The sequence below is a fragment of the Microvirga sp. GCM10011540 genome, assembly GCF_042650665.1.
Classification (GTDB): Bacteria; Pseudomonadota; Alphaproteobacteria; order Rhizobiales; family Beijerinckiaceae; genus Microvirga; species Microvirga lenta.
Window position 1 is genome coordinate 1 of record NZ_JBHSBQ010000034.1, and the last position, 21,853, is coordinate 21,853.

The 21,853-nt window shown below is 59.7% G+C and carries 16 protein-coding genes; 4 read left to right on the top strand and 12 right to left on the bottom strand.

Translation table 11 applies throughout. From position 1 onward, the window contains the following. From ACFOYU_RS12255 to ACFOYU_RS12295, 9 genes are all read right to left on the bottom strand, one after another. The coding region (locus tag ACFOYU_RS12255) for a helix-turn-helix domain-containing protein (RefSeq protein ID WP_377033786.1) at positions 1-226 on the bottom strand (226 nt) is incomplete at its 3' end. Positions 227-422: 196 nt separating this feature from the next. Continuing rightward, positions 423-1,688 (bottom strand): ABC transporter substrate-binding protein, encoded by a 1,266-nt coding sequence (locus ACFOYU_RS12260; RefSeq protein ID WP_377033787.1) that lies wholly within the window; start codon positions 1,686-1,688, stop codon positions 423-425. Positions 1,689-1,741: 53 nt separating this feature from the next. After that, positions 1,742-2,578 carry a carbohydrate ABC transporter permease gene (locus ACFOYU_RS12265; protein WP_377033788.1) on the bottom strand — a complete coding sequence of 279 codons (837 nt, stop codon included), beginning with the start codon at positions 2,576-2,578 and terminating at the stop codon, positions 1,742-1,744. After that, positions 2,575-3,510 carry a carbohydrate ABC transporter permease gene (locus ACFOYU_RS12270; protein WP_377033789.1) on the bottom strand — a complete coding sequence of 312 codons (936 nt, stop codon included), beginning with the start codon at positions 3,508-3,510 and terminating at the stop codon, positions 2,575-2,577. Before ACFOYU_RS12270 ends, ACFOYU_RS12265 begins: the two co-directional genes overlap by 4 nt. Next, positions 3,503-4,657, bottom strand: coding sequence for an ABC transporter ATP-binding protein (locus ACFOYU_RS12275; protein WP_377033790.1), 1,155 nt, complete (start codon positions 4,655-4,657; stop codon positions 3,503-3,505). Before ACFOYU_RS12275 ends, ACFOYU_RS12270 begins: the two co-directional genes overlap by 8 nt. Then, on the bottom strand, positions 4,654-5,481 hold the full coding sequence (locus tag ACFOYU_RS12280; RefSeq protein WP_377033791.1) for a metallophosphoesterase family protein: 828 nt from the start codon (positions 5,479-5,481) through the stop codon (positions 4,654-4,656). Before ACFOYU_RS12280 ends, ACFOYU_RS12275 begins: the two co-directional genes overlap by 4 nt. 655 nt (positions 5,482-6,136) lie before the next feature. Beyond that, a complete protein-coding gene (locus tag ACFOYU_RS12285) occupies positions 6,137-7,108 on the bottom strand; it encodes a Bug family tripartite tricarboxylate transporter substrate binding protein (protein WP_377033792.1) in 972 nt (323 codons plus the stop codon). Then, the gene (locus ACFOYU_RS12290) at positions 7,105-7,476 is read right to left on the bottom strand and encodes a hypothetical protein (RefSeq protein WP_377033793.1); all 372 of its coding nucleotides are present in this window, start codon (positions 7,474-7,476) and stop codon (positions 7,105-7,107) included. Before ACFOYU_RS12290 ends, ACFOYU_RS12285 begins: the two co-directional genes overlap by 4 nt. A 1-nt stretch (position 7,477) precedes the next feature. Beyond that, entirely contained in the window at positions 7,478-8,821 is a 1,344-nt protein-coding gene (locus tag ACFOYU_RS12295) for an acyclic terpene utilization AtuA family protein (RefSeq protein WP_377033794.1), read from the bottom strand. Positions 8,822-8,908: 87 nt separating this feature from the next. Here ACFOYU_RS12295 and ACFOYU_RS12300 point away from each other — a divergent pair, with 87 nt between their 5' ends. The 4 genes from ACFOYU_RS12300 (at position 8,909) to ACFOYU_RS12315 (ending at position 15,526) form a co-directional block, all read left to right on the top strand. Next, positions 8,909-9,802: a LysR family transcriptional regulator gene (locus ACFOYU_RS12300; protein ID WP_377033795.1), complete on the top strand. Its 894-nt coding sequence runs from the start codon at positions 8,909-8,911 to the stop codon at positions 9,800-9,802. 626 nt (positions 9,803-10,428) lie between these two features. Beyond that, on the top strand, positions 10,429-11,199 hold the full coding sequence (locus tag ACFOYU_RS12305) for an aminotransferase class I/II-fold pyridoxal phosphate-dependent enzyme (protein ID WP_377033796.1): 771 nt from the start codon (positions 10,429-10,431) through the stop codon (positions 11,197-11,199). 185 nt (positions 11,200-11,384) lie between these two features. Further along, positions 11,385-12,446: an efflux RND transporter periplasmic adaptor subunit gene (locus ACFOYU_RS12310; protein WP_377033797.1), complete on the top strand. Its 1,062-nt coding sequence runs from the start codon at positions 11,385-11,387 to the stop codon at positions 12,444-12,446. Then, positions 12,443-15,526 (top strand): efflux RND transporter permease subunit, encoded by a 3,084-nt coding sequence (locus ACFOYU_RS12315; protein WP_377033798.1) that lies wholly within the window; start codon positions 12,443-12,445, stop codon positions 15,524-15,526. Before ACFOYU_RS12310 ends, ACFOYU_RS12315 begins: the two co-directional genes overlap by 4 nt. An 850-nt stretch (positions 15,527-16,376) precedes the next feature. On the opposite strand, the gene ACFOYU_RS12320 is transcribed toward ACFOYU_RS12315, so the two are convergent. From ACFOYU_RS12320 to ACFOYU_RS12330, 3 genes are read right to left on the bottom strand one after another with little or no spacing between them, the layout of a single operon-like run. Beyond that, entirely contained in the window at positions 16,377-17,921 is a 1,545-nt protein-coding gene (locus ACFOYU_RS12320; protein ID WP_377033799.1) for a SpoVR family protein, read from the bottom strand. After that, positions 17,918-19,219 (bottom strand): YeaH/YhbH family protein, encoded by a 1,302-nt coding sequence (locus tag ACFOYU_RS12325; RefSeq protein ID WP_377033800.1) that lies wholly within the window; start codon positions 19,217-19,219, stop codon positions 17,918-17,920. Before ACFOYU_RS12325 ends, ACFOYU_RS12320 begins: the two co-directional genes overlap by 4 nt. A 28-nt stretch (positions 19,220-19,247) precedes the next feature. Further along, positions 19,248-21,191, bottom strand: a complete 1,944-nt coding sequence (locus ACFOYU_RS12330) for a PrkA family serine protein kinase (RefSeq protein WP_377033801.1) — start codon at positions 21,189-21,191, stop codon at positions 19,248-19,250. Positions 21,192-21,853 lie beyond the last annotated feature (662 nt).

Below are 21,853 nucleotides of genomic sequence, written 5' to 3' on the forward strand. Positions count from 1 at the left end.
GGAAGGCGACGATGATCGCCTCTTCCTGGACCGAGAGCACCGTGGAATGCGGGGCTCTCGGCCCCGTCGGGCGATCTGCGGTGGTATCCCGCTTCCTCCATTTGGCGACAGTCTTGGGGTTGATGCCATGGCGCTCGGCCAGAGCCCTCAGGCTCGCTTGACTATTTTGTATTGCTCGACGGATCGCCTCTGTCGTCGTGGCGCTCCCATGGAGAACTTGGCCCATAGCGCGTCCCTCCATCCTGAGGACAATATCGCACCATCAAACCCTGGGATCAGACATCTAGGGCTGAGAATTCAGGTGCGCCAGGAGTGGTCCGTGTAAGAAGCGTGACTAGGTGAGCCTACGCTTGTGAACAGCGTAATTGTTCGTGCGCCTGATCCGCTCAAGGATCAGGCGCAATTAATAGATCCAGATCGCGTTATTTGCGAGGTAGCAAGCGCTGAACCTCCCGCGCTGCATCGGCGAGGGCATTCTCAGGAGTCGCCTTCTGCTCCACCACGCGTGAGAGGTTATCTACGATCGTCTGGGTGACCTTCACGCCATTTGAGCCTGGGAAGGCGTACCAAGGGATCATCTTCGGCATCTGCTCAAGACCTGCCTTGAAGAGCGGGCTCTTTTGGTAGAACTCCCCGAGGTACTCGGAGGAGCTCGCCGCGAGTTCATTGTTGGGGACATAGCCCGTACCGGGAACGACGACGGACGCACCGTAGGGGCCGGCGGCGAACTTGATGAACTTCCAAGCCGACTCCTGCTTCGCGGGATCCTTGGTCAGCATTACGGCGGCGTTGCCGCCCGTAGGCAAGCGTCCTTCCTCAGGGGACAGCAGAGGGATTGGGGCGGTGCGCAGGTCAAATTTCTCACCGACGTTGTTGATCACGTTGCGCAAACCACCCGTGGTCTGGAACGCGAAGCCGATCTTGCCGGCGGCAAAGGCCTGCTCACCGTTGCTCTTGGTGAGGACTGGCATTCCACCCTCCCTCACCATGCGGTCGAGGAGCCTGATCGCAGCGAGGCCTTCAGGGCCGTCGAAGGCGACCTTCTTCTCATCCGGCGTCAGCATGGTCCCACCGGCCCCGAAGAGGAGCGCGCTGAACATCCAGTCATCACCCTGCCAGCGGAAGTCAATACTTTGGATGCCATCGCCCAGATTCTTGATCTCCGCCGCAATCTCAATTACTTCTTCCCAAGTCTTTGGCGGCACGTCGGGATTAGCACCAACGCGGCGGAAAAGATCCGCGTTGTAGTACATGATCGGGTTTGAGGTCGCAAAAGCCAGCCCGGCCTGCTGACCGCCAAACTGCGCGAGCTTCAGGATATTATCGCTGAAACCCTGCTCAACCATCTTGCCGTCCTTTGCGACGAACGGCTTGAGGTCAACCGAGATGTCGCGCTCCGCCACGACTCTGAGGCGGTTGAGGCCGACGAAGGTCACATCCGGCATCTCAGGTGTCCCCGCCTGGCGCAGGATCAGCTGCAGCCCCTCCTCATAGGTAGGCGACGGGCTAACGAAGTTGATCTTGATGTCGGGGTTCTCCTCCATGAACCTCTTCGAAATCTTGTCCATCACGTCTTTGAAGAAGCCCGGCATCGGGTAGTGGACGTTGAGGGTTGTCTCGGCCAGCGCACCACCGGCGAGCGAGGTGGCCAGGGCAACCCCGGCAAGCACTGTCTTGATCCTGATCACATCTTTTCTCCTTGTGCGTGGTAAGAAGTTACTTGTCGTTGAAAGCTTGAACCTCAGCCCTTCAGCCCGGTAAGGGTGATGCCCTCGATAAAGCGCCGCTGGGCGAGCAGAAAGGCTGCGAGCAGTGGCACCGTGACGACCACCGTGGCTGCCATTAGCGCGCCGTAGTCGTCCCCAGCCTCGGCGGCGCGGAAGAAGATCAGTCCGAGCGGCGGGGGCGCCATCGCGGTCTCGGTCACCACGATCTGCGGCCAGAACAGATCGTTCCAGTGCGCCACCACGGAGAAGATCGAGAACGCAGTGATGGCTGGCCAAGCGTTCGGGACGATGACCCGCAGCACAATGCCAAACTCTGACATGCCGTCGAGCCGGGCCGCGTTGATCAGGTCGTCCGGCATGGCCCGGAAGAATTGCAGGAACAGGAAGATTGCAAAGACGGAGATCATGAACGGCGCCGCTAACGCGAAGTAGGTGTTCAGCACTCCTGCCTCGCTCAACGCTACGTAGATCGGCAGTGCGGCCGCATGGATTGGCACGAGCAGCCCGAGCATGATCGCGGCGATCAGCGCGCGGGCTCCTGGGAAGCGCAGCTTCGCGAGGGCATAGGCGCAAGGCAACGCGACCAGAACCTGCACGACAAGGATGACGGTGCAGACGATCACCCCGTTCATCAATAGGTGCAGCATCGGCACCCGCGTGAAAGCCTTCGAGAAGTTCTCGACAACCGCCCAGCGCTCCGGGATGAGGTTCAGGGACGAAGAGAAGATCTCCTCGCGCGGCTTCATGGCGGTGGACAGCATCCACACATGGGGCGCGAGGAAGACGAGCGCGCCGGCCGACAGGACCGCCAAGCGTAAAGCGCGGGTGGTATTCCAGTCTTGTGATGTCATGTGTAGTGAACCCGTCGGTCGAGGGCGCGGTACTGGAGCACCATGAGAACCATCAGGATCGCCAGGAACACGACTGTCATCGCGGACGCGTAGCCGACACGCAGGTACACGAACCCTTCCTGGTAGATCGTCCAAAGCAGCACCTCGGAGGCGCGGTTCGGTCCGCCCTGCGTCAGGGTCGAGACAGTCTCGAACACCTTCACCGCGTTAATCACGCTGATGGTCACGACGAAAAGGGTTGTGGGGCCGAGCATCGGCCACGTAACAAGCCAGAACCTATCCCAGGCCGTTGCGGCCCGATCGACTTCCGCAGCTGCATATAGTGCCCGGGGAATGGCGGTGAGCCCCGCCAGGAACAGCACCATGTTGAACCCGACCGCCTGCCATACGCCAATGAGGGCAAGGCTCAGCAGGACAGTGTCGCTGCCGCCCAGCCAGTTGGGTCCTTCGATCCCGATGAGGCCCAGGAGGGCATTCACCGGGCCGATGGTGGGATGGAGGAGGTACTGCCAGACAGTCGCCATTGCCACTAACAACGACACCACGGGCAGGAAGTAGATCGTGCGGAATACCGCCCGCCCGCGCATCTCCGCCTCAATGAGGAGCGCCGCACCGAGGCCTAGCGCCACGGACAGCGGCGTCACGACAAGGGTGTAGGTCAGCGTGTTGCCGAGCGAGATCAAGAACGTGCGGTCCTCGAGCAACTCGAGGTAGTTGTTTAGGCCGATGAACCGGATGTCGTCGTACCCTAGCTCGAAATCAGTGAGGCTCAATGTGACCACGGCAACGGTGGGTAGCAGGATGAGCAGGATCAGAAGGGCTACGGCAGGGCCAGCCAACCGCCATCCAGCAAACGCCTCCGAGGTGCGGGCGGCCGCCGCCGGATCGGGCGTTAACGCCCGGGGGGCGCCGGGAAGCGCAATACTATCCATTGGCGACCATCCTCATCGGAGGAGAGATTGGCAGGCGCGCGCCATCGCCCCCGAAGACGAGCACATCCCTGGAAGTCACCATGATCGTGACCGCCTGCCTCGGGACAAACGCCGTCGCCTCAGCAGGGGCGAGCTTCGCGACCAGCGATGCCCCTCCCGCCACCAGCTTGAGAAAGACAAGGGCCTCGGAGCCGAGGAACTCGATGCGACGGACGGAGGCGCCGAGGCCTGCCTGTCCCGGGCCACCCAGCTTGATCGCCTCGGGACGGAAGCCGACGGTCACGGACGTGCCCGGCATCGCCTTAACCCCGTCGGTGAAGAGAGTGCCACCGATGCGCACGCCATGGTTGGCGTCGACCTCGCCGTCGAGGAGGTTGATCTGCGGACTGCCGATGAAGCGCGCGACCTCGACGTGTGCCGGGTTCCCGTAGATCACCTCTGGTGTATCAATTTGGAGCAGACGGCCGCCCAACATGACCGCCACGCGGTCGGCCATGCTCAGGGCCTCGGCTTGGTCGTGGGTGACGTAGAGTGTCGTGACCCCCGCCCGTCGGTGCAACTCGACTATTTCCGCACGGGTGTGGACCCGCAGGTTGGCGTCGAGGTTGGAGAGCGGCTCATCCATGAGGAACGCAGCCGGGCTGCGGACGAGGGCACGCCCGAGGGCTACACGCTGCCGTTGTCCACCGGACATCTGGCCGGGCTTGCGGTCGAGCAGGTGGTCGATCCTGAGGCCCCGGGCCGTCTCAAGCACCCGTCTCTGGATGTCGGCGCGGATGGCCCGCTGCCCCGGCAGGAGACTTCCAATGCCAGGAAGACGTTGCCAAACCGTGAGGTGTCGCATCGCGAGGGGAACGGCGATGTTCTGTCCCGCGGTCAGGTGCGGGTAGAGGGCATAGGACTGGAACACCATGGCAATGTCCCGCGCCGACGGCCGCATGGCCGTCATGTCGTGGTCGCCGAGCGAAACATTGCCCTGATCGGGGTGATCAAGGCCAGCAGCGATGCGCAGGAGGGTCGTCTTCCCGCAGCCCGAGGGACCGACAAGCGCGACGAACTCGCCTGGCCTAGCCTCGATGGTCACATCCCGCAGGATGTGATTGTCGCCGTATGCCTTGAAGATTCCGCGAAGAGCCAACCCGCTCATGATAGTGAAGCCTCCGTTGGCGCTGGCGGGTAGACCTCTTGGAGCACGTCATCGATGACAAACGGCTTTAAGGTCTCCAAGGAGACGATGCTGCTCTCGATAGTCGGGCCAAGAATATGTACGGCAGCACCCAGGATCGCCTCACCGACTGGCATGGTCACCATTGGGCCGACGGTGAATCCGGAGGAAGGTCCCCACACGCACCGGAAAGGAGCACCATCAACGATCCGCGCACGGTGCAGATGCCCACTGGCAACTAACTCCACCCCATGCTCCGCAAAAAGTGCAAGTAGCTGGCGCCGCGATTCGGGAGGCAGCCCCCAGTAACCAGTTTTGCCCTCTTCTGAACTCTCTACGAAGAGCGGCTTGTGCTTGAACACGAGAACCCGTCTTCCCTCCCGGGTGCGCAGGGTGTCCTCGAGCCAAGCGAGCTGTTCGTCTTCCTCGGACGACTCCGATCCGATAATCAGACTGTTCAACCCGACAAGCCGCCATTCGCCCAGATCGTGTACCCAGCGATCCGGGCCGATGATTTCTCGCCAGCGTGCCAGGCGTTCATTGTTGACGGGCTGCCGTGTGCCCGGTACGTCTCCGATATCGTGGTTTCCCGGCACACATAGCGTTGGGCAGCGAAGATCGCGCAACATCTCGCGGCCGTGGACAAGATCCTCCTCAAAGTCTGCCCCGTCGACCGTAAGGTCACCTGTGTGGACCACTAGATCCGGCTCCAGCGCATCGACCCACTCCACGAGAGGCCTCCAATTCTCCTGGAAATGGGGCTTCAAAAAACTGAGGTGTGTATCGGTGATCTGGATGATCTTCACGCTCGCCTGCCTCCGGAAACCATGCTTGGGTCTCGACGGTGGTGGCTTAGGTGTCCGTTGTGACAGTCACCCTACGGTTCTATGAAGGTTGTGCGTCAGCAGAAGTGTTCTGCATCTTCCGCGATCAGTTCCTTAAATGGGGAGGCGTTCGACCCAGGATCGACTGTCCAGCGCTTCAACAGGTTGAACAGTTATGCAGATTGGTCTCGTGAATGTTGAATGTTACTGAGCCAGGGGAACAAGTCGGCGCAGCAACGTTGATGCAGTCAGCTCCGAAAACCATCGACAAAACGAGCCGTGGGCCTGCTTCGGGACTCGCCTGGAATACCTCTGACGGCCTCGGAAGATCCGCTTTCCCTGCCCACAGAAGTGCGAGTTATATCAGCCGCGTTCCAAGGGCCCCCATTGGTTCGCTCCTTGTGTCGTCCGTATCAGCCTGCCGTACGTGCAGTTCGTCTCCTGCGTCACAAAGCTGCAACTGCCAGCGCAGCGCCTGTCATCACGATGAGTACGCGAACGATGTGGCTGACCGTGACAAGTGCCACCTCAATCCGGGCGGGTTTGCGGAGATGAGGGCTCGCAAACCCGCCCAGTTGGACGCTACAAAGCATCTAAATGGCCGTAATTAGTCGGGCGCTGATCTTACTGAGCACGATCATTGCGGTTGAATACCGGCAGCTTTCACGATGTCGGCCCACTTCTTGATCTCAGAGCCAACGAACGCCTTCAACTCCTCCGGAGAGCTGGTTTCCGGCTCAATGCCAGCTTTCAGGAGCTTCTCCTGCGTTGCCTTGTCATTTACGGCCGTCACAAGGGAACCGTGCAGTTTATCGACGACAGGCTTTGGCGTATTCGCCGGCACAAAGGCTGCGAACCACGCCGCCAGGTCATAGCCAGGAACGCCTGCTTCCGCCATGGTCGGCAGATCGGACGCCAGCGGGCTGCGCTTGGCCGTCGAGACAGCAAGGCCCGGTGCCTTGCCAGCCTGCACCTGGGGCAAAGTCGTCGAGAGATCAGCGAATACGAGCGAGATCTGGCCGCCGAGGAGATCGGTGATCGCTTGCGGATTGCTGCGATACGGCACGTCTGCAATATCAATCCCGCCGAGCGTGTTTAGCATCTCGCCAGCAACCCGTGAGGAACTGGACCCCCAGCCGAAGGTGAGCTTTCCCGGGTTTTTCTTGGCATGGGCAATTAGCTCTTGCACCGACTTCGCCGGCACGGACGGATTGGCGATCAGTGCTAGCGTGATGGTGCCGAGCTTGGTCACTGGCTCGAAGCTGGTGATCGCATCGTACGGCACGCTCTTCATCAGGCTCTGGTTGGCCCCATGGGTCGTGTTGGTGGTGATCAGAACCGTGTGCCCGTCCGGCTCAGCCCGAGCGACGTTTTGAGCAGCGATGACGCCATTCGCACCAGCCATATTCTCTACTATGATTGTCTGTCCCAGGGTCTTGGACGCATGCTCGCCCACAATGCGCGCGAGAGCGTCCGTGGCGCTGCCAGCAGCGAACGGCACAATGAACTTGATGGTGCGATTTGGATAGTTCTGCGCCGCGACAGGCAGGGCAGCCAGTAAGGTCCCGGCAAGAGCCAAGGTGGCAGCGGTCCACGTCATCCGTTTCATGGGTGTTTCCTCTGAGGTTCGTTGATGTCATCGCCGTTGATCAGCAAATTGGTTGGGTCTCCCTCGCCTGGGATTTCCAGGTCGAGGAGAGCCGAACTCAGGCTCTTGCCGTGAGTGTCGAGGACCAGCGAGCGGGTGACGCCGCCGCCGAGGGCCTGACGCAGGACGAAATTTAAGGCGCCGAGGCTCGGGATCTCGTAGCGAGTCACATCGCCAGCCACGAGGGCGCCGTAGTGCGCCTTGACCCGTTCAGCCGTGACATACTGCAGGAGAAGCGGGTAGTCACGCTCATCATAGGCGATCACTGAAATGCTGGACGTGTTGCCTTTGTCACCGGTGCGGGAGTGAGCGATCTCACGGAGCTTCATCTCAGCACTCCACGTAGTGAAGAGTGGGGTCAACAAGCTCTCGCGGAATGTAGGTGGAGAGGATACCGACGACTTCACGGACGGACTTCGCAACCCCTCCTCCGCCGGCTGGGCCGTTGGTGTAGAGGGTCTCGACCTCATTCCCGATCCGCATCGCCTCATCAAAAACTTCCGTGCGCCCGACAACACGCACGCGGACCTCGTAGGGCTCGTGTTCGCCGTTGCCAGAGAGCCTGTCACCGTGGAGCGAGTTGACACCAATGAGGTCGCACCGCAGCTCGGAGGTGCGGACGCCGGTGAGTGTCAGACGTTCTCTGACGATGGCGAGAGCGAGTTCGCCACGGGCGCGGGCTCCGGGTCCGGCATAGGAGATCTGCCCTTCGCCGACGAAGCCTTCAATCGCCCCGACAGATACCTTCAGTGTCTCGGGCCTAGAGCGGCCTGAGGCTCCTTGGATGCGAACCCGATCGAAGCCAATTTCTTCGACGGTTACGTTCGAGAAATCGGCAATCACGTCCGGAGTGACATACCGGGCTGGGTCGTGGATCTCGTAGAGGATCTGCTCTTTGCATATGGCTGGCGTGACTCGTCCGCCCGAGCCCGCCACCTTCGTAATCACAACAGATCCGTCCTCACTGACCTCGCCGATGGGAAAGCCCAGCCGCGCCAAGTTGGGAATATCCTTGTAGCCTGGATCGGCGAAATATCCGCCCGTCACCTGCCCGGCACATTCGAGCAGGTGCCCGATCAGGGTAGCCTGTCCCAGCCGGTGCCAGTCGTCCATAGCCCAGCCGAATTCATGAATAATAGGGCCTGCGAAGAGCGACGGGTCGGCAGCCCGGCCGGTGATGACGATGTCCGCTCCCTGGCTGAGCGCTTCGGTGATCGGCTGCGCTCCGATGTAAGCATTGGCCGACACCATGCGGTTGCCGAGATCGGCAGCAGAAGCTCCGGTTTCCTCGATCCAGTAGCACGCGCCGGACAAATGAGGCAGGACGTCATCGCCCGTGACCGCTGCAATCCGCAGGCCTGAGAGCCCAAGCTCCTGTGCGACGACGCGGGTCCGTTCGGCCGCAGCGATGGGGTTCGCTGCCCCCATGTTGGTCACGACCCGGATACCCCTGGCGTGGCAGAGCGGCAGAACAGCACGCAACCGCTCCGCTAGAAGCGGATCATGACCCGCTCCAGGATCCTTGAGCTTTGCCTGTTGAGCCAAAGCGATGGTGCGCTCGGCAAGGCATTCGAAGACGAGGTACTGGAGTTCCCCCCTTTCGGCGAGCTCGATGGCCGGTTCGATCCTGTCACCGGAATAGCCTGCACCTGCGCCGATTCTGATCTGCTTCATGGGTGTTTCCGAACCTCCAGCCGATTACATGCGGGATCCGGGGATCACACAATTGAAATGGTTGGATTACAGTAATAGGATCTCGCTATGAATCCGGACCTCCGCCAGATCCGCTCCTTTGTGACGGTAGCCCAGCTTGGCAGCTTCACCCGGGCAGCGGGCCACCTGAACCTGTCCCAGCCGGCGCTCACGGTGCACATCCGCAACCTTGAAGGAGCTTTAGGTGTGCGCTTGTTCGATCGGAACACCCGCGTGGTTTCGCTCACCAGGACCGGCCGGGAGCTGCTTCCAGCCTTGCAGCGAATCATCAGAGATTTTGATGCGGTTGTTGCCGAGGCTCGGGATGTAGCCGCCCAGCGGCACGGGATCGTGCGTCTGGCTGCCCTGCCCTCGTTCGCCTCAGGTATCCTGCCCGAGGTTATCGCTCAATTCCGGGAAGGGCACCCTAGGATCTCGTTTGTGATCCACGATGTAATCGCAAGCGGGGTTATTGCTCAGGTACGCGAGGAGCAGGTTGACCTGGGGCTGACAGGTGGGCGTGTTGTCGATTCGGATCTTGAGATCCTACATACAACACAAGATCACATGCACGTCGTTTTTCCGGCTGGTCATCCCCTCGGGGACCTAAGACGGATCGACGTCGACACCCTCACTCGGCACCCGCTCATCCTGATGCACCCGACCACAAGCGTGCGCGCGGTACTGGATGCGGCATTTCTCGCGGCCGGTCGGCTGCCCATTATCGCAGCCGAGGCTACGTACATGTCGACCGCGGTGGGAATGGTCCGGGCGGGATTGGGCGCTGCCATACTGCCCGGGTCCGCCATGGAGGTTCGGGCAGAGCAGACCCTGCGAGCGCGCCCTGTTGATGATCCTGGGTTCACCCGTGACGTTTCGCTCATCAAGAAGGCCGAGCGGACGCTTCCACCTGCGAGTGAGAGCTTTGCTCACGAACTGATCCAAGTTCTACAAGCTGCTTGAGATGATCGTGGCAGCTTCTGCGGAAGATGATCGTGGCAGCTTCTGCGGAAGGTCCAGAGGGCGTCATGTTCGGTTCAAAAGCGACGTCACACGACGATCCGTTTCTCCGCAGGTACCTCACCAAGCGAGTTACTGAGGTTTCCCCAGTTTCATAGCTCGGTGCCGCGGTCATGGCTGCCGCATCTACCACCTATCACCCCACGGGCTGTGGCTATAGTGCCCTTGAACATCCTGCCTCATATCGAAAGAAGCATACCATTGCACGGACGATCACGATTCACGAGGTGCGGAAGCTATCAGCAGACGCCGTTGAGCCGCTCCCAGGTATTGCGCCGAACCGGGATAACGGGCGGACCGACAGCGAGTTCACACCCGATATCGAAGCCAACGCAACATAATGGGCAAAGTCGGGTGCTTGGACGGGAGTTGGATGCCTAATCCTCCCACTTTGCGGGACGCTCCGCGCTGTGGGTCCTGACCGGACCTAAGTCGCTTCCTACCTCGGACCTCTGGCCGTATTGAACGCCATGCCGTCTCAATCACAATGATCTTAGGAGAGGCTCCCGGCTGACGAAGCCACGCGGCTAGAGGCCGAACGAGGGGGTTGCAATGGTCATGGGAAGGCAATGCCACAGCAATCCGCAGTTTCCACCATGCTGGTGAAGCGTACGGAAACCGATGGGGCGAGTGGCCGGTGCGAGACAGCCGCGGCCTTGCTGGCCCGTCCTCCCGCTCTGGTCTGGATCGGCAAGTCAGCGCCCGAGCCGATCTGGAAAGCGCCTTCTCGTAGGAAATATACCAGCGACTTCGATGTCGCCATTGCGAGGCTTGAGGCTGAGCGGCGCTATCGCTCTCTTCTCGACCTCGAACGCATTGCCGGCAGCTTTTCTAGCGCAATCTGGCGTTGCTCGAACGACTATCTGGGCATGTGGCAGAGCCGGGACGTGGCCCGTGCCATGGTCGAAACGGCCTGGCGCCTAGGCACCGGCGCCGGCGCCGGGGGAGCGCGCAACATCGCGGGCAACAACCACCCCATTGTCGAGCTCGAGGCCGAGCTTGCGGACCTGCACGGCAAGGAGGCGGGCCTTCCCCTCATGGACACCGTCACCCATATCGTCCCGGTCATGGTCGGAGACGCCGAGGCCTGCAAGGCGGCCTCGGACCGCCTCCTGGAGAAGCACGGGATCTACATCCAGCCGATCAACTATCCCACCGTGCCCCGCGGCACGGAGCGCCTGCGCATCACGCCGGGCCCGCTTCACACGGATGCCCATATCGATGCCCTGGCCGCAGCCCTGGTCGAAATATGGAGGGTCCTCGACCTACCCTTCAGCGGACTGGTGCTCGATCCACAGGAGCACATGTGGCCGTCATGGATGACGGGGCAATGTCAATGATCCGCAGTGCTATTCTCCTGCTTCTATTCACCTCCGCCGGAGGGCTTTGGTACTTGTTATCAGAAGAAGGACAGGCTGCGACTCGGACCTCGGCTCTCAGACTACTAGGGATCTTAAGCCGGGATCCCTTGCCTCCAGCATCAGTACAGCCCCCCACGTCACAGAAGAATCCGCCTCGGATTGCCGTGATCACCGCTCTGGTCCGTGCAAGGGCGATGCCTATTATCCGAACGGGCATCGGCTGGATCGAGCCGACAGCGAGCGTCACTGTGCGGGCCCGCATCGACGGCACCATTGTCGAGCGGCGCATCCGTGACGGTGCGGTAGTTGCAGCGGGGGACCTTCTGTTCCGCCTCGACGACCGAGAGCTCCAGGCCCAGATCGTCCGCAGTGAGGCCGTCCTAGCCCGCGACCGAGCCTTGCTGGCAAAAGCGCAGGCTGCGCTGAAGCGTACTCAGGAACTGCTAACGCGATCCGTTGCCACACAGGCCCAGGCCGAAGAGGCCGACGCCGAGGTTAGGATCGCGGCCGCCAATGTTGCGGCAAGTGAGGCAGCTCTCGCCATGGAGCGGACCAGGCTGGCGCACACCAGGATCACGGCGCCGATTGGAGGGCGTGTCGGTGTCGTACAGGCTGGCGAAGGTCATGTCGTGCGCGGCTCCGATCTGTCCGGGAATGGGCTGGTCACCATCACACGGATGTCACCATTGCAGGTTTCGTTCTCTCTGCCGGAGCGCGATCTTCCGCTGATGCGCGCGGCTCTTGCAGATCCCAAGGGCAAGGGCCATGTGCGCGTTCTCGCCGACCAGAGCGGCCAAGCCTCGACAGAGGCGGACCTTACATTCATCGACTCGTCAGTCGATGTCGGTTCAGGCACCATCCTAGCGAAGGCGACCCTGAAGGCCAGCCACGGGTTGTGGCCGGGTCAGTATGTTCGCGTTGAACTAACGCTGGGCACACATCCAGAGGCGGCGGCCGTTCCGCTCGTTGCATTGCAGACGGACGACAGCGGCCCTTATGTCTTCGTCGTCAGACAAGGGGACGTCGTCGATGTGCGCCGGGTTGAGCCTCTCGACACAAAGAATGACGAAGTGGTCATCGCCAAAGGGGTCAACCCCGGAGAGCGCGTGGTAGTCGAAGGTCACGCGCGGCTGCGGAACGGCAGTTCAATAGCAGAGACAGCTCTAGCTCCCAAGCCGCTGGCGCAGAGTCCCCGCACCGCCCACGCCGGACCCATGCGCCAATGAACCTTTCGGCTCCCTTCATCAGACGGCCTATTGCCACACTCCTGCTGACCGCCGCTCTGACGCTTGCTGGACTTGTGGCCTATCGGTATCTTCCTGTCGCCGCCCTGCCCCGAATTGATATTCCCACCATCTCCGTCTCGACCGGGCTGCCCGGTGCGAGCCCTGAAACCATGGCGGCAACCGTTTCGACACCACTGATCAAGGAGTTCTCGACCATCCCGTCCGTTCGAGAGATCAGCGCTACCAACATTCAGGGTGCGTCCTCGATCACTCTGGAGTTTGCCCTGGAGCGCGACATCGATCTGGCGGCTACAGATGTCCAAGCCGCCATCGCCCGCGCCCAGCCGCAGTTGCCAGTTGAAATGGCGGACCCACCCGTCTTCCGTAAGCTCAACCCTGCGGATGCCCCAGTCTTGCTGATCGTCCTGAGAAGCGACACCCATCCTCTCTGGCGGCTCGATGCGCTCGCCCGCACCGTAGTCTTACCACACTTGTCAGCACTTTCCGGCGTCGCGCAGGTCACGCTCTCCGGCAATCAAAAGTATGCCGTGCGGATCCAGCTTGATCCCCTTATCCTAGCTGCTCGTGGCATCGGCGTGGACGAGGTGGAGCGCGCCGTCCGTGCCGCCAATGCTCATATGCCCGTCGGCTCTCTCACGGGATCGAACCAGCGGCTCACCATCGAGGTTTCCACCCAGCTCGGTAACGCAAAAGCCTGGTTTGATCTCATTGTAGCAAACCGCAATGGTCGACCGCTTCGCCTTGGGGATGTCGCCAAGGTAATCGACTCCGTCGAGGACGATCAGCGCGCTAGCTGGCACGATGGCTCACCCGCGCTGGTTTTGGCCGTGCAGCGCCAGTCGAGGGCCAGCACAATCGACGTGGTGGACAAGGTTCAAGCAGCTCTGCCTCGTATTCAGGAAGAGCTGGGGCCTGGCGTATCCCTCAGCACGATGAGCGACCGCTCGATCTCGATCCGCACGGCCATCGAAGATGTCACCTTTACCCTGGCGCTCACCATCGGCCTTGTCTGCGCCTTCCTTTACCTCGGCATCGGCCGTCTTGCTACGACGCTGATTCCAAGCGTCACCATTCCGGTTTCGATTGTGGCCACCTTTGCGGCCATGTACGCCCTGGGCTTGTCCTTGGACAACATCACCCTGCTGGCTCTGACTCTCTCGGTAGGCCTCGTTGTCGATGACGCCATCGTGGTGACAGACAACATCGTGCGTCACATTGAGGCTGGAACCCCACCGCACGAGGCAGCCCTGAAGGGCGCGAAAGAGGTTTCATTTACAGTTGTATCGATCACCGCATCTCTCGTCGCAGCTTTCATTCCGCTGCTACTCATGGATGGAGTTGTCGGACGCATCCTTAGCCCATTCGCCATCACAGTCTCTGTCGCGCTGACGATTTCCGCCCTGGTGTCCTTAAGCCTCACGCCAATGCTCGCCGCCCACTTGGCCAGTTCCAAGTCGCAAGAAGCCGGCCGGCCCAACCTGGCTGATCGTGCAATGTCGGGGCTGACACACTGCTATGGCGTATGCCTAGATCTGAGCCTGCGCTTTCGTCCGCTGATGCTGATCGTGTTCCTCATCAGCCTTGTCGCCTCCGGTTGGCTGTTGCGGGCTATTCCGAAGGGCTTCCTTCCGCAGGAGGATATCGGGCAGATCGCAATCGCGACCCGAGCGCGCCAGGATGTCTCGTTTTCGGCCATGGTCGAGTTGCAGCGTCAGGTCGAGCAGGTATTGCGCGCTTCCCCTCACGTGGCAGAGGTGATCTCGGACCTCGGCGCGACAGGTACGGCAAGTCTCAACGAGGGGCGATTGTTTGTCGAATTGAAGGCCAAGGCTGACCGGCCCGCCCTTGCGCAGGTGCTGGAAGATCTTCGGCGCGATCTGGATCAGCTACCCGGCATCGACAGCCTTGTTACAACAGCTCAGAATGCTCGAATGGGAGGGCAGCCTGGCCGGAGCGCGTACCAGCTTTTGGTGCAGGCCCAGACGCTTGCCGACCTGCACCACTGGTCGGCAAGGCTGGCTCACCGGATGGGCCAGGATGCTATGTTCGTCGGCGTTAGGACCGATGCGCAGGAGACAGCCTTGCAGGCCACGATCCGCGTCGACTACGACAAGGCCCGCCAACTCGGGATTACCGCAGAGCAGCTGGGCTCGACCCTGCACACCGGCTTTGCCGCCCGGAAGGCGGCGGCGATCCGTGGCCCGGCGGACAGCTATCAAGTTTTGATAGAGTTTGATCCTCGCCTTGCCCGGGCCATGGACCTGCTCGACCTTGTGACCATCCGATCAACAAGTGGCGTTTTGATCCCCCTCTCATCCTTTGCCACGATAGAGCGAACGGCCGGCCCGCGCGCTGTCACCCAGCTGGGACAGCGGCCTGTTGTAACGATCTCCTTTGAAATACGGGCCGGTGTTGCGCTTGGTGAGGCCGTAAACCGAATCAATGCTCTCAAGTTCGAGGAAGGCGTACCTGCAACTGTAACGGCGGGCTTTGCCGGAACAGCGCGCGTCTTCCAGGATATGGTGCGCGATCAACCGCTGCTGCTCGCGGCGGCGATCCTGACTATCTACATTGTCCTCGGCGTGCTGTACGAGAGCCTTGTCCATCCGATCACGATCCTGGCTGGCCTGCCGGCCGCTGCCATTGGAGCGGTGGCCGCCCTCCACCTTTACCAGATGGAATTGAGCATTATTGGGCTGATTGGCATCCTGTTGCTGTTTGGGATCGTCAAGAAGAATGCCATCATGATGGTCGATCAGGCACTTGTCCGCCAGCGTGAAGGTCTCTCCCCGTCCGCTGCGATCCGTGAGGCCTGCCTGATCCGCTTTCGTCCAATCATATTGACCACAGCGGTGGCTTTGGCAGGCGCGGTTCCGATTGCCCTTGGCCAGGGCGCCGGCTCTGAACTGCGCCAACCGCTTGGGGTTGCGGTGATCGGCGGCCTGCTCGTATCGCAGTTGCTAACCCTCTTCATCACTCCTGTCCTGTACCTTTACCTGGAGACGCTTTCCAGGATTGCGCGACGGCTGTTCTGGATAGGCCGCCGAAGCGCTGCCTAGGTCGGCTTGTGAAGGGCAGCTTCGGGCCCTCCCTTCCCTTTCGGGAAACCCGACAGATGTCAGCTCAGCGCCGAATCTTCGCCGACCACGCAACCGTGCATCGCCGGGTTGCTCGTTACTCATCCGAACTGCTGGAGGACATCAATCGAGCCACGCGTCCTGTCCGCAGGAAAGGCCATAGCACTGGTCATGTATCAACACTCCGTGGGCGCTGCGTGCATTTCTACGGGGCAATCGACAGCAATGGTGACACGGTCGAGCGCTGGCTCAGCGAAAGCGAGATGTCACAGCTGCGAAAGCATTCTGCGCAGGGCGTTCGAGCGGCAGGTTCGCACAGACAATATCATGCTCGACGACAGTGAGACGAACCGTCGGGTAATCCTGTCTTGCGATACGACGAACCGAATCTAAGGCCGATCACGACATTAGCTGAAGTTGGCCTCCATCCGTCAAAGTCGCTCCCTTAATGATGCTATCGGGCAAGATTGCCTTGCGATAAAGCGATGGCTCCGACCCATGGTTGGCCTTATGTCTATCCCCACTATACAGGTGATCCTCAGCAGGATCGAGATGGCTCACATGATACGCGAGCGGCAGGCGAAGTACGCCTTCAATTCGCGGCTCCCGCTCGCTGAGCTATTCCGTCTCTTGGTCGCATGAGTGGGTCAAAGGGGGCTACTACATCCTCTTTGCATCTTGGGATTTGCGACAAAGCTCCTTACCACTCAGCCGAGTCTCTACGCCATTCTGGTGGCTTGAACCCACCTCGAAGCATCCGACTCATTAACTCCGGACCAATAGAGGATCGACCCGCTTTGCGACTGACGCGGGGGCAGAGTCGGCCTTGTCATTAGAAGAAGAGAGGACGTGTCTGCGCTGAATGCTCTCTCAGTACTACCCCTGTCGTTACATCAACTTCCTTGAGGAGAACATCATAGCCCCAGAGATCAGAAAGATGCTGAAGAACGTGCTTCGCGTCTTCTTGCTCAAGGAGCGTATGGTTCAGAACATTATGATGGACTAGAAGTCGGCGGTCACCACTCAGATCCACATCCATCACTTGGATATCAGAATCGCCCCATGAAATATCGTGTTGCCGAGCAAGCATTCGACGCACCCTTACGTATCCGCGCTCGTCGTGAATCGCGGCAATGCGCAGTTCAGGGTCATCCGGGTCATCAACAAGATGAAACATGCGCCAGTTCCGGATCAGGTTCGGACTGAGGAACTGGGCAATAAAGCTCTCATCACGGTAATTCGCCCAAATATCCTGTAGAACAGCCATCGCGTTACCGCGGCCAGCGATGTCCGGGAACCAATCGCGATCCTCATCGGTCGCATGCATGCATATTCGTTCAATGTCCTGCATCATGGCAAAGCCAAGAGCATATGGATTTATCCCGCCGTAGCGCTTTTCATCGAACTCGGGTTGGTAGATCACGTTCGTATGTGACTGCAGGAATTCTAGGAATGCGCCATCGCTGATCTGTCCTCGTTCGTGCAGGCTGGTGAGAATCCGATAATGGCAGTAGGTGGCGCAACCCTCGTTCATCACTTTCGTTTGGCGCTGCGGGTAAAAGTATTGAGCGATCTGACGGACGATCCGGAGGATCTCTCGTTGCCACGGCAGAAGGCGTGGAGCAACTTTCTCTAGAAAATAGAGGATATTCTCCTGTGGCAGCTCCAGCAAGGCGCGGCGTTTCTCCTCAATCATCTTCGTTTCAGACGGAGCTCCCTTGGACGGAACGGTTCGCCAGAGGTCATCGTAAGTCTCCTCATGATGACGGCGGCGCTCCGCTTCCCGCCGCTCCTCCGAATGAAGGTCTGGACGCCTTTTACGCGGATAGCGATGCACACTGTGAGACATCAGCGCATGCGCTGCGTCGAGAATGCGCTCCACAGCCACTTCACCGTAACGCTCCTCGCAACGGGCGATATAGCCTTTGGCAAACTCGAGATAGTCCAGTATGCCATCGGCATCCGACCACTCCTTGAACAGGTAGTTGTTCTTGAAGAAATGATTATGCCCAAATGCGGCGTGCGACATTACCAGGGTCTGCATGGTAGCTGTGTTCTCCTCCATGATGTAGGAGATGCAGGGGTTCGAGTTGATGACGATCTCGTAGGCGAGCCCCATCAGGCCTTGACGGTACCCTGCTTCATGGAATGCAAAGTGCTTTCCGAAGGACCAGTGCTTATAGAACAGAGGCATTCCCGTCGAAGCATACGCGTCGAGCATCTGCTCGGCCGTGATTACCTCTATCTGATTGGGATAAACGTTGAGTCCGAGTTCACCAACGGCGACCGCCTCAATAGCCTCGTAGGCCCGCTGGAGCATTCCAAAATCCCAATCGGACCCTCCATAGATGAGGCGGTTATGCGCGGATTTGCTCATGGCGACGCCGCCTCCTCAACACCCCCACGGCGGAACAGCTCGCGGAACACAGGGTAGATCTCTCGACGATGAGTGACCTTGCGCATGGCAATGGCACCCCTATCCCGCAACGGCTCGTAAGTCTGCCAAAGGGTCGTCCTATGCTTGATAAAGCCTGTAGTCGTTCTGTTCTCTTCAGCTCCAACCTCAAGGTAGGCGAAGTACTGGCACATGGGCAGGATGGATTCTGTCAGAAGGGCAGCGCAGGCCCTGTTATCATCTGGCGAATTGTCCCCGTCCGACGCCTGGGCCGCGTAGATGTTCCAGTCCTGCGGAGAATACCGCTCCGCAACGATCCGCTGCATCTTGCGCAGGGCGGACGAGACAACCGTGCCGCCCGACTCAGGGCTATGAAAGAAGGTGTACTCGTCTACTTCTTCGGCCTCATGGGCATGACGGATGAAGACAATGTCTACGCGCTGGTACCGACGTGTCAAAAAGATATAAAGCAGCATGTAGAAGCGCTTGGCCAAATCTTTCATGTGCTCGGACATGGAGCCGGATACATCCATCAAGCAGAACATAACGGCTTGGGCGATCGGTCTTGGGGCGGGCTCCATCCGGCGATAACGCAGGTCCACTGGGTCGACATAGGGGATCCTACGCATGCGCTGCTGCAAATGCACAAGCTCCTCCCGCAGATCGGCCAGCCGGCTGTCAGACCCGCCCTGATGCTCGAGATGCTGGATCTCCTGTTGGAGGCTTACCAAATCACAGCTCTTGGGGCGCCTCATGGCAATACGCCGGGATAGTGCATTGCGCATCGTGCGCAGGAGGGCGAGGTTTACCGGAGAGCCTGTGGCGGAGTACCCTGCCCGTCGGAAGCCCTGTACCTCCGAGGTGGCGAGGCGCCGTTTGGCGAGATTCGGAAGCTCAAGATCCTCAAGGAAGAGGTCGAGGAACTCCTCGCGGCTGAGAATGAAGCGAACCTCATCCTCTTCTTCGCCGCCACTGCTGGCCGAAGGGGAGCTCCCCGAACCGCCCACTTCTCGCTCGAGTGCGTCACCTTCGACGAACCGCTTGTTGCCAGGCAGCACGTAGTCTCGCAAACCACCAGTCGCGGAGCGCCGGAAACGGGGCTCACGGACCCCCTCAGCTGGAATGATGATCTCGCCGCTTTTCTCTAGATCGCTGATGCTGCGCTCACCGGAGCCGTCCCGAACAGCACGTTGCACGTGAGCCTTGGCCCGGCGCAGAAATCGCTGGCGGTTGGACAGACTTTTGCCGCCCGGATTCAAACGGCGGTCGATAATACTCATTGCGACGCCAACTCCGGCAAGATCGAATTCACCCTGCCTGTTTCACTCTCATGTACCACTCAACTAGACGACGAACTTGTCGTTCCGTGTAGCCTCGGCCCACCATCCGCTGTAGGAACTCTCCGTGCTTTTTCTCGGATTCGCTGTCCTTCTTTGACCCAAAGCTGATGACGGGAAGGAGCTCTTCGACCTGAGAAAACATCCGATGTTCGATCACCTCCCGGATTTTCTCATAGCTCGTCCACGATGGATTCCGGCCGTTGTTGCTTGCCCGCGACCTTAAGGCGAACTTGACCACCTCGTTTCGGAAATCCTTCGGATTGGCAATGCCAGCCGGCTTCTCGATCTTTGTGAGCTCCTGGTTGAGAAGCTCCCGGTTGAGTAGTTGCCCTGTGTCCGGATCCTTGAAATCCTGATCTTCGATCCAAGCGTCGGCATAAGCCACATAGCGGTCGAAAAGGTTCTGCCCGTAGTCGTGGTAGGATTCCAGATACGCCTTCTGGACTTCGTGGCCAATAAAGTCCGCATAGCGGGGGGCTAGCTCCGTTTTGATGAAGTCAATATAGCGCCGCTCGATGTCCGTCGGCAGTTGCTCTCGCCGAAGTGCCTGTTCCAGAATATACATCAGATGAACTGGATCGGCGGCAACCTCGATGGTATCGTGATTGAATGTCGCGGCCAGAACCTTAAACGCGAATCGCGTCGAGATCCCGTCCATCCCCTCGTTGACCCCGGCGGCATCCCTATACTCCTGAAGACTCCGGGCACGCGGATCAACTTCTTTGAGGCTCTCGCCGTCGTAGACGCGCATCTTGGAGTAGAGGTTCGAGTTCTCATGCGGTCGCAATCGTGACAGAACTGAGAAGCGTGCCAACATCTCAAGGGTCGCTGGCGCACATGGCGCGTCGGCAAGCTCCGAGCCTCGGATCAGCTTCTCGTAAATCTTCTGCTCTTCCGTCACCCTCAGGCAGTAAGGTACTTTAATTACGTAGATACGATCAATGAATGCCTCGTTGTTCTTGTTGGACCTGAAGCTCTGCCACTCGGCCTCGTTCGAGTGTGCCATGATGATTCCCGAGAACGGAAGTGCACCAATGTTCTCGGTACCGACATAGTTTCCTTCTTGGGTAGCTGTGAGCAGGGGGTGAAGCATCTTGATCGGGGCTTTGAACATCTCGACGAATTCGAGAATGCCTTGGTTGGCCCGGTTTAGGCCTCCCGAATAGCTGTAGGCGTCCGGATCCACCTGCGAGAGCATTTCGAGCTTCCGGATATCGACCTTTCCAACGAGCGAAGAGATATCTTGATTGTTCTCGTCACCCGGCTCTGTCTTAGCGATCGCAATCTGCCGGATACGGGATGGGTTGATCTTCACCACCCGGAACCTTGAAATGTCACCGTGAAACTCGTCGAGGCGCTTAACGCACCATGGGCTCATCAGGTTGGTGAGCCGCCGCCGTGGGATGCCATAGCGATCCTCAAGTGCGTCGCCCATCTGTTCGGCATTAAATAGACCAAGAGGGCTCTCGAAGACCGGGCTGATCTCATCGTTTGCCTTCAGCACGTAAATAGGATGAACTTCCATCAGGGCCTTTAGCCGCTCGGCAAGAGATGACTTGCCGCCGCCAACTGGGCCGAGAAGGTACAGGATCTGCTTGCGCTCTTCCAACTGCTGGGCCGCATGCCGGAAGAAGCTGACGATCCGCTCGATGGTATCCTCCATTCCATAGAACTCGGAGAAGGCGGGATAAACCCGGATCGTCCGATTCATGAAGATCCGGCCAAGGCGAGGGTTCTTTGCGGTATCGATGACCTCGGGACTACCGATCGCAGCCAAGAGTCGTTCTGATGCACTCGCGTACATCATGGGATCGTCGCGGCAGCCCTCGAGATATTCTGCCAGCGACATCTCAGTTTCGCGATGCACTTCGTAAGAGCGCAGATAACTCGCAAACACGTCACTAGACTGCATCACAGTGGACTCCGGTAAGAGGCCTAGTACCCTATACTGCACGCTTAAGGTTCCATTGCCTATGCGATACTGTGATGCATTCACAAACTCTTGAGCCGGCACCGTTTCCGCTAACGCCGAGTTGATCGGGGGCGGAAGCTCTGCGCAGCCCATTTGGAGGTCGTAGGCAGTCGCCGTTGCGTGGCGCACGACGGGTGATCAGTTGTTTCGCACGCGCCTCATTGATGCCCTTAGCGGCGACCGGGTGTGCATAAGTATTGTTGGCGCACAGCTATCTTGGAAACGAGCTTTGAGCTCGCGGAGCTCGAGGATTTGCAATCCTCGGCAGTCTCCTGACTGCAAGCTTCTGTAGGTAGATGCAGGATGTGACCATAAAAGGATTTCCCCAAATGCTCTTGAGAGGGCACGCCAAACACAAGGCGGCGCGTTTTCTGCCAGCGCTTGTCTGCCCATCACTGGAACGAACAGCTGCTTGGCAGCACACGAATGCACTTCAGCCAAGCTTTTGCTCTGACATCTGGCGGCTTCGCTAGCCTTGCTGTCCCTTCCCCTGTGACTACCACAGCCCTTCTGAGGCGGCCTGAAGGCAGTGGCAATGGGTTGGGTGCAGCCGCCCGGCAGCAGTTGGCGCGGTCCGGCGGCTGCCCGGCTGCATACACCCG

What these genes read in the sequence shown, in the direction of transcription:
- ACFOYU_RS12300 (WP_377033795.1), top strand. Translation starts at nt 8,909, where the DNA reads ATGAATCCGGACCTCCGCCAGATCCGCTCCTTTGTGACGGTAGCCCAG.
- ACFOYU_RS12315 (WP_377033798.1), top strand. Translation starts at nt 12,443, where the DNA reads ATGAACCTTTCGGCTCCCTTCATCAGACGGCCTATTGCCACACTCCTG.
- ACFOYU_RS12290 (WP_377033793.1), bottom strand. Translation starts at nt 7,476, where the DNA reads ATGAAGCTCCGTGAGATCGCTCACTCCCGCACCGGTGACAAAGGCAAC.
- ACFOYU_RS12320 (WP_377033799.1), bottom strand. Translation starts at nt 17,921, where the DNA reads ATGAGCAAATCCGCGCATAACCGCCTCATCTATGGAGGGTCCGATTGG.
- ACFOYU_RS12305 (WP_377033796.1), top strand. Translation starts at nt 10,429, where the DNA reads ATGCCACAGCAATCCGCAGTTTCCACCATGCTGGTGAAGCGTACGGAA.
- ACFOYU_RS12265 (WP_377033788.1), bottom strand. Translation starts at nt 2,578, where the DNA reads ATGACATCACAAGACTGGAATACCACCCGCGCTTTACGCTTGGCGGTC.
- ACFOYU_RS12275 (WP_377033790.1), bottom strand. Translation starts at nt 4,657, where the DNA reads ATGAGCGGGTTGGCTCTTCGCGGAATCTTCAAGGCATACGGCGACAAT.
- ACFOYU_RS12330 (WP_377033801.1), bottom strand. Translation starts at nt 21,191, where the DNA reads ATGCAGTCTAGTGACGTGTTTGCGAGTTATCTGCGCTCTTACGAAGTG.
- ACFOYU_RS12285 (WP_377033792.1), bottom strand. Translation starts at nt 7,108, where the DNA reads ATGAAACGGATGACGTGGACCGCTGCCACCTTGGCTCTTGCCGGGACC.
- ACFOYU_RS12270 (WP_377033789.1), bottom strand. Translation starts at nt 3,510, where the DNA reads ATGGATAGTATTGCGCTTCCCGGCGCCCCCCGGGCGTTAACGCCCGAT.
- ACFOYU_RS12325 (WP_377033800.1), bottom strand. Translation starts at nt 19,219, where the DNA reads ATGAGTATTATCGACCGCCGTTTGAATCCGGGCGGCAAAAGTCTGTCC.
- ACFOYU_RS12295 (WP_377033794.1), bottom strand. Translation starts at nt 8,821, where the DNA reads ATGAAGCAGATCAGAATCGGCGCAGGTGCAGGCTATTCCGGTGACAGG.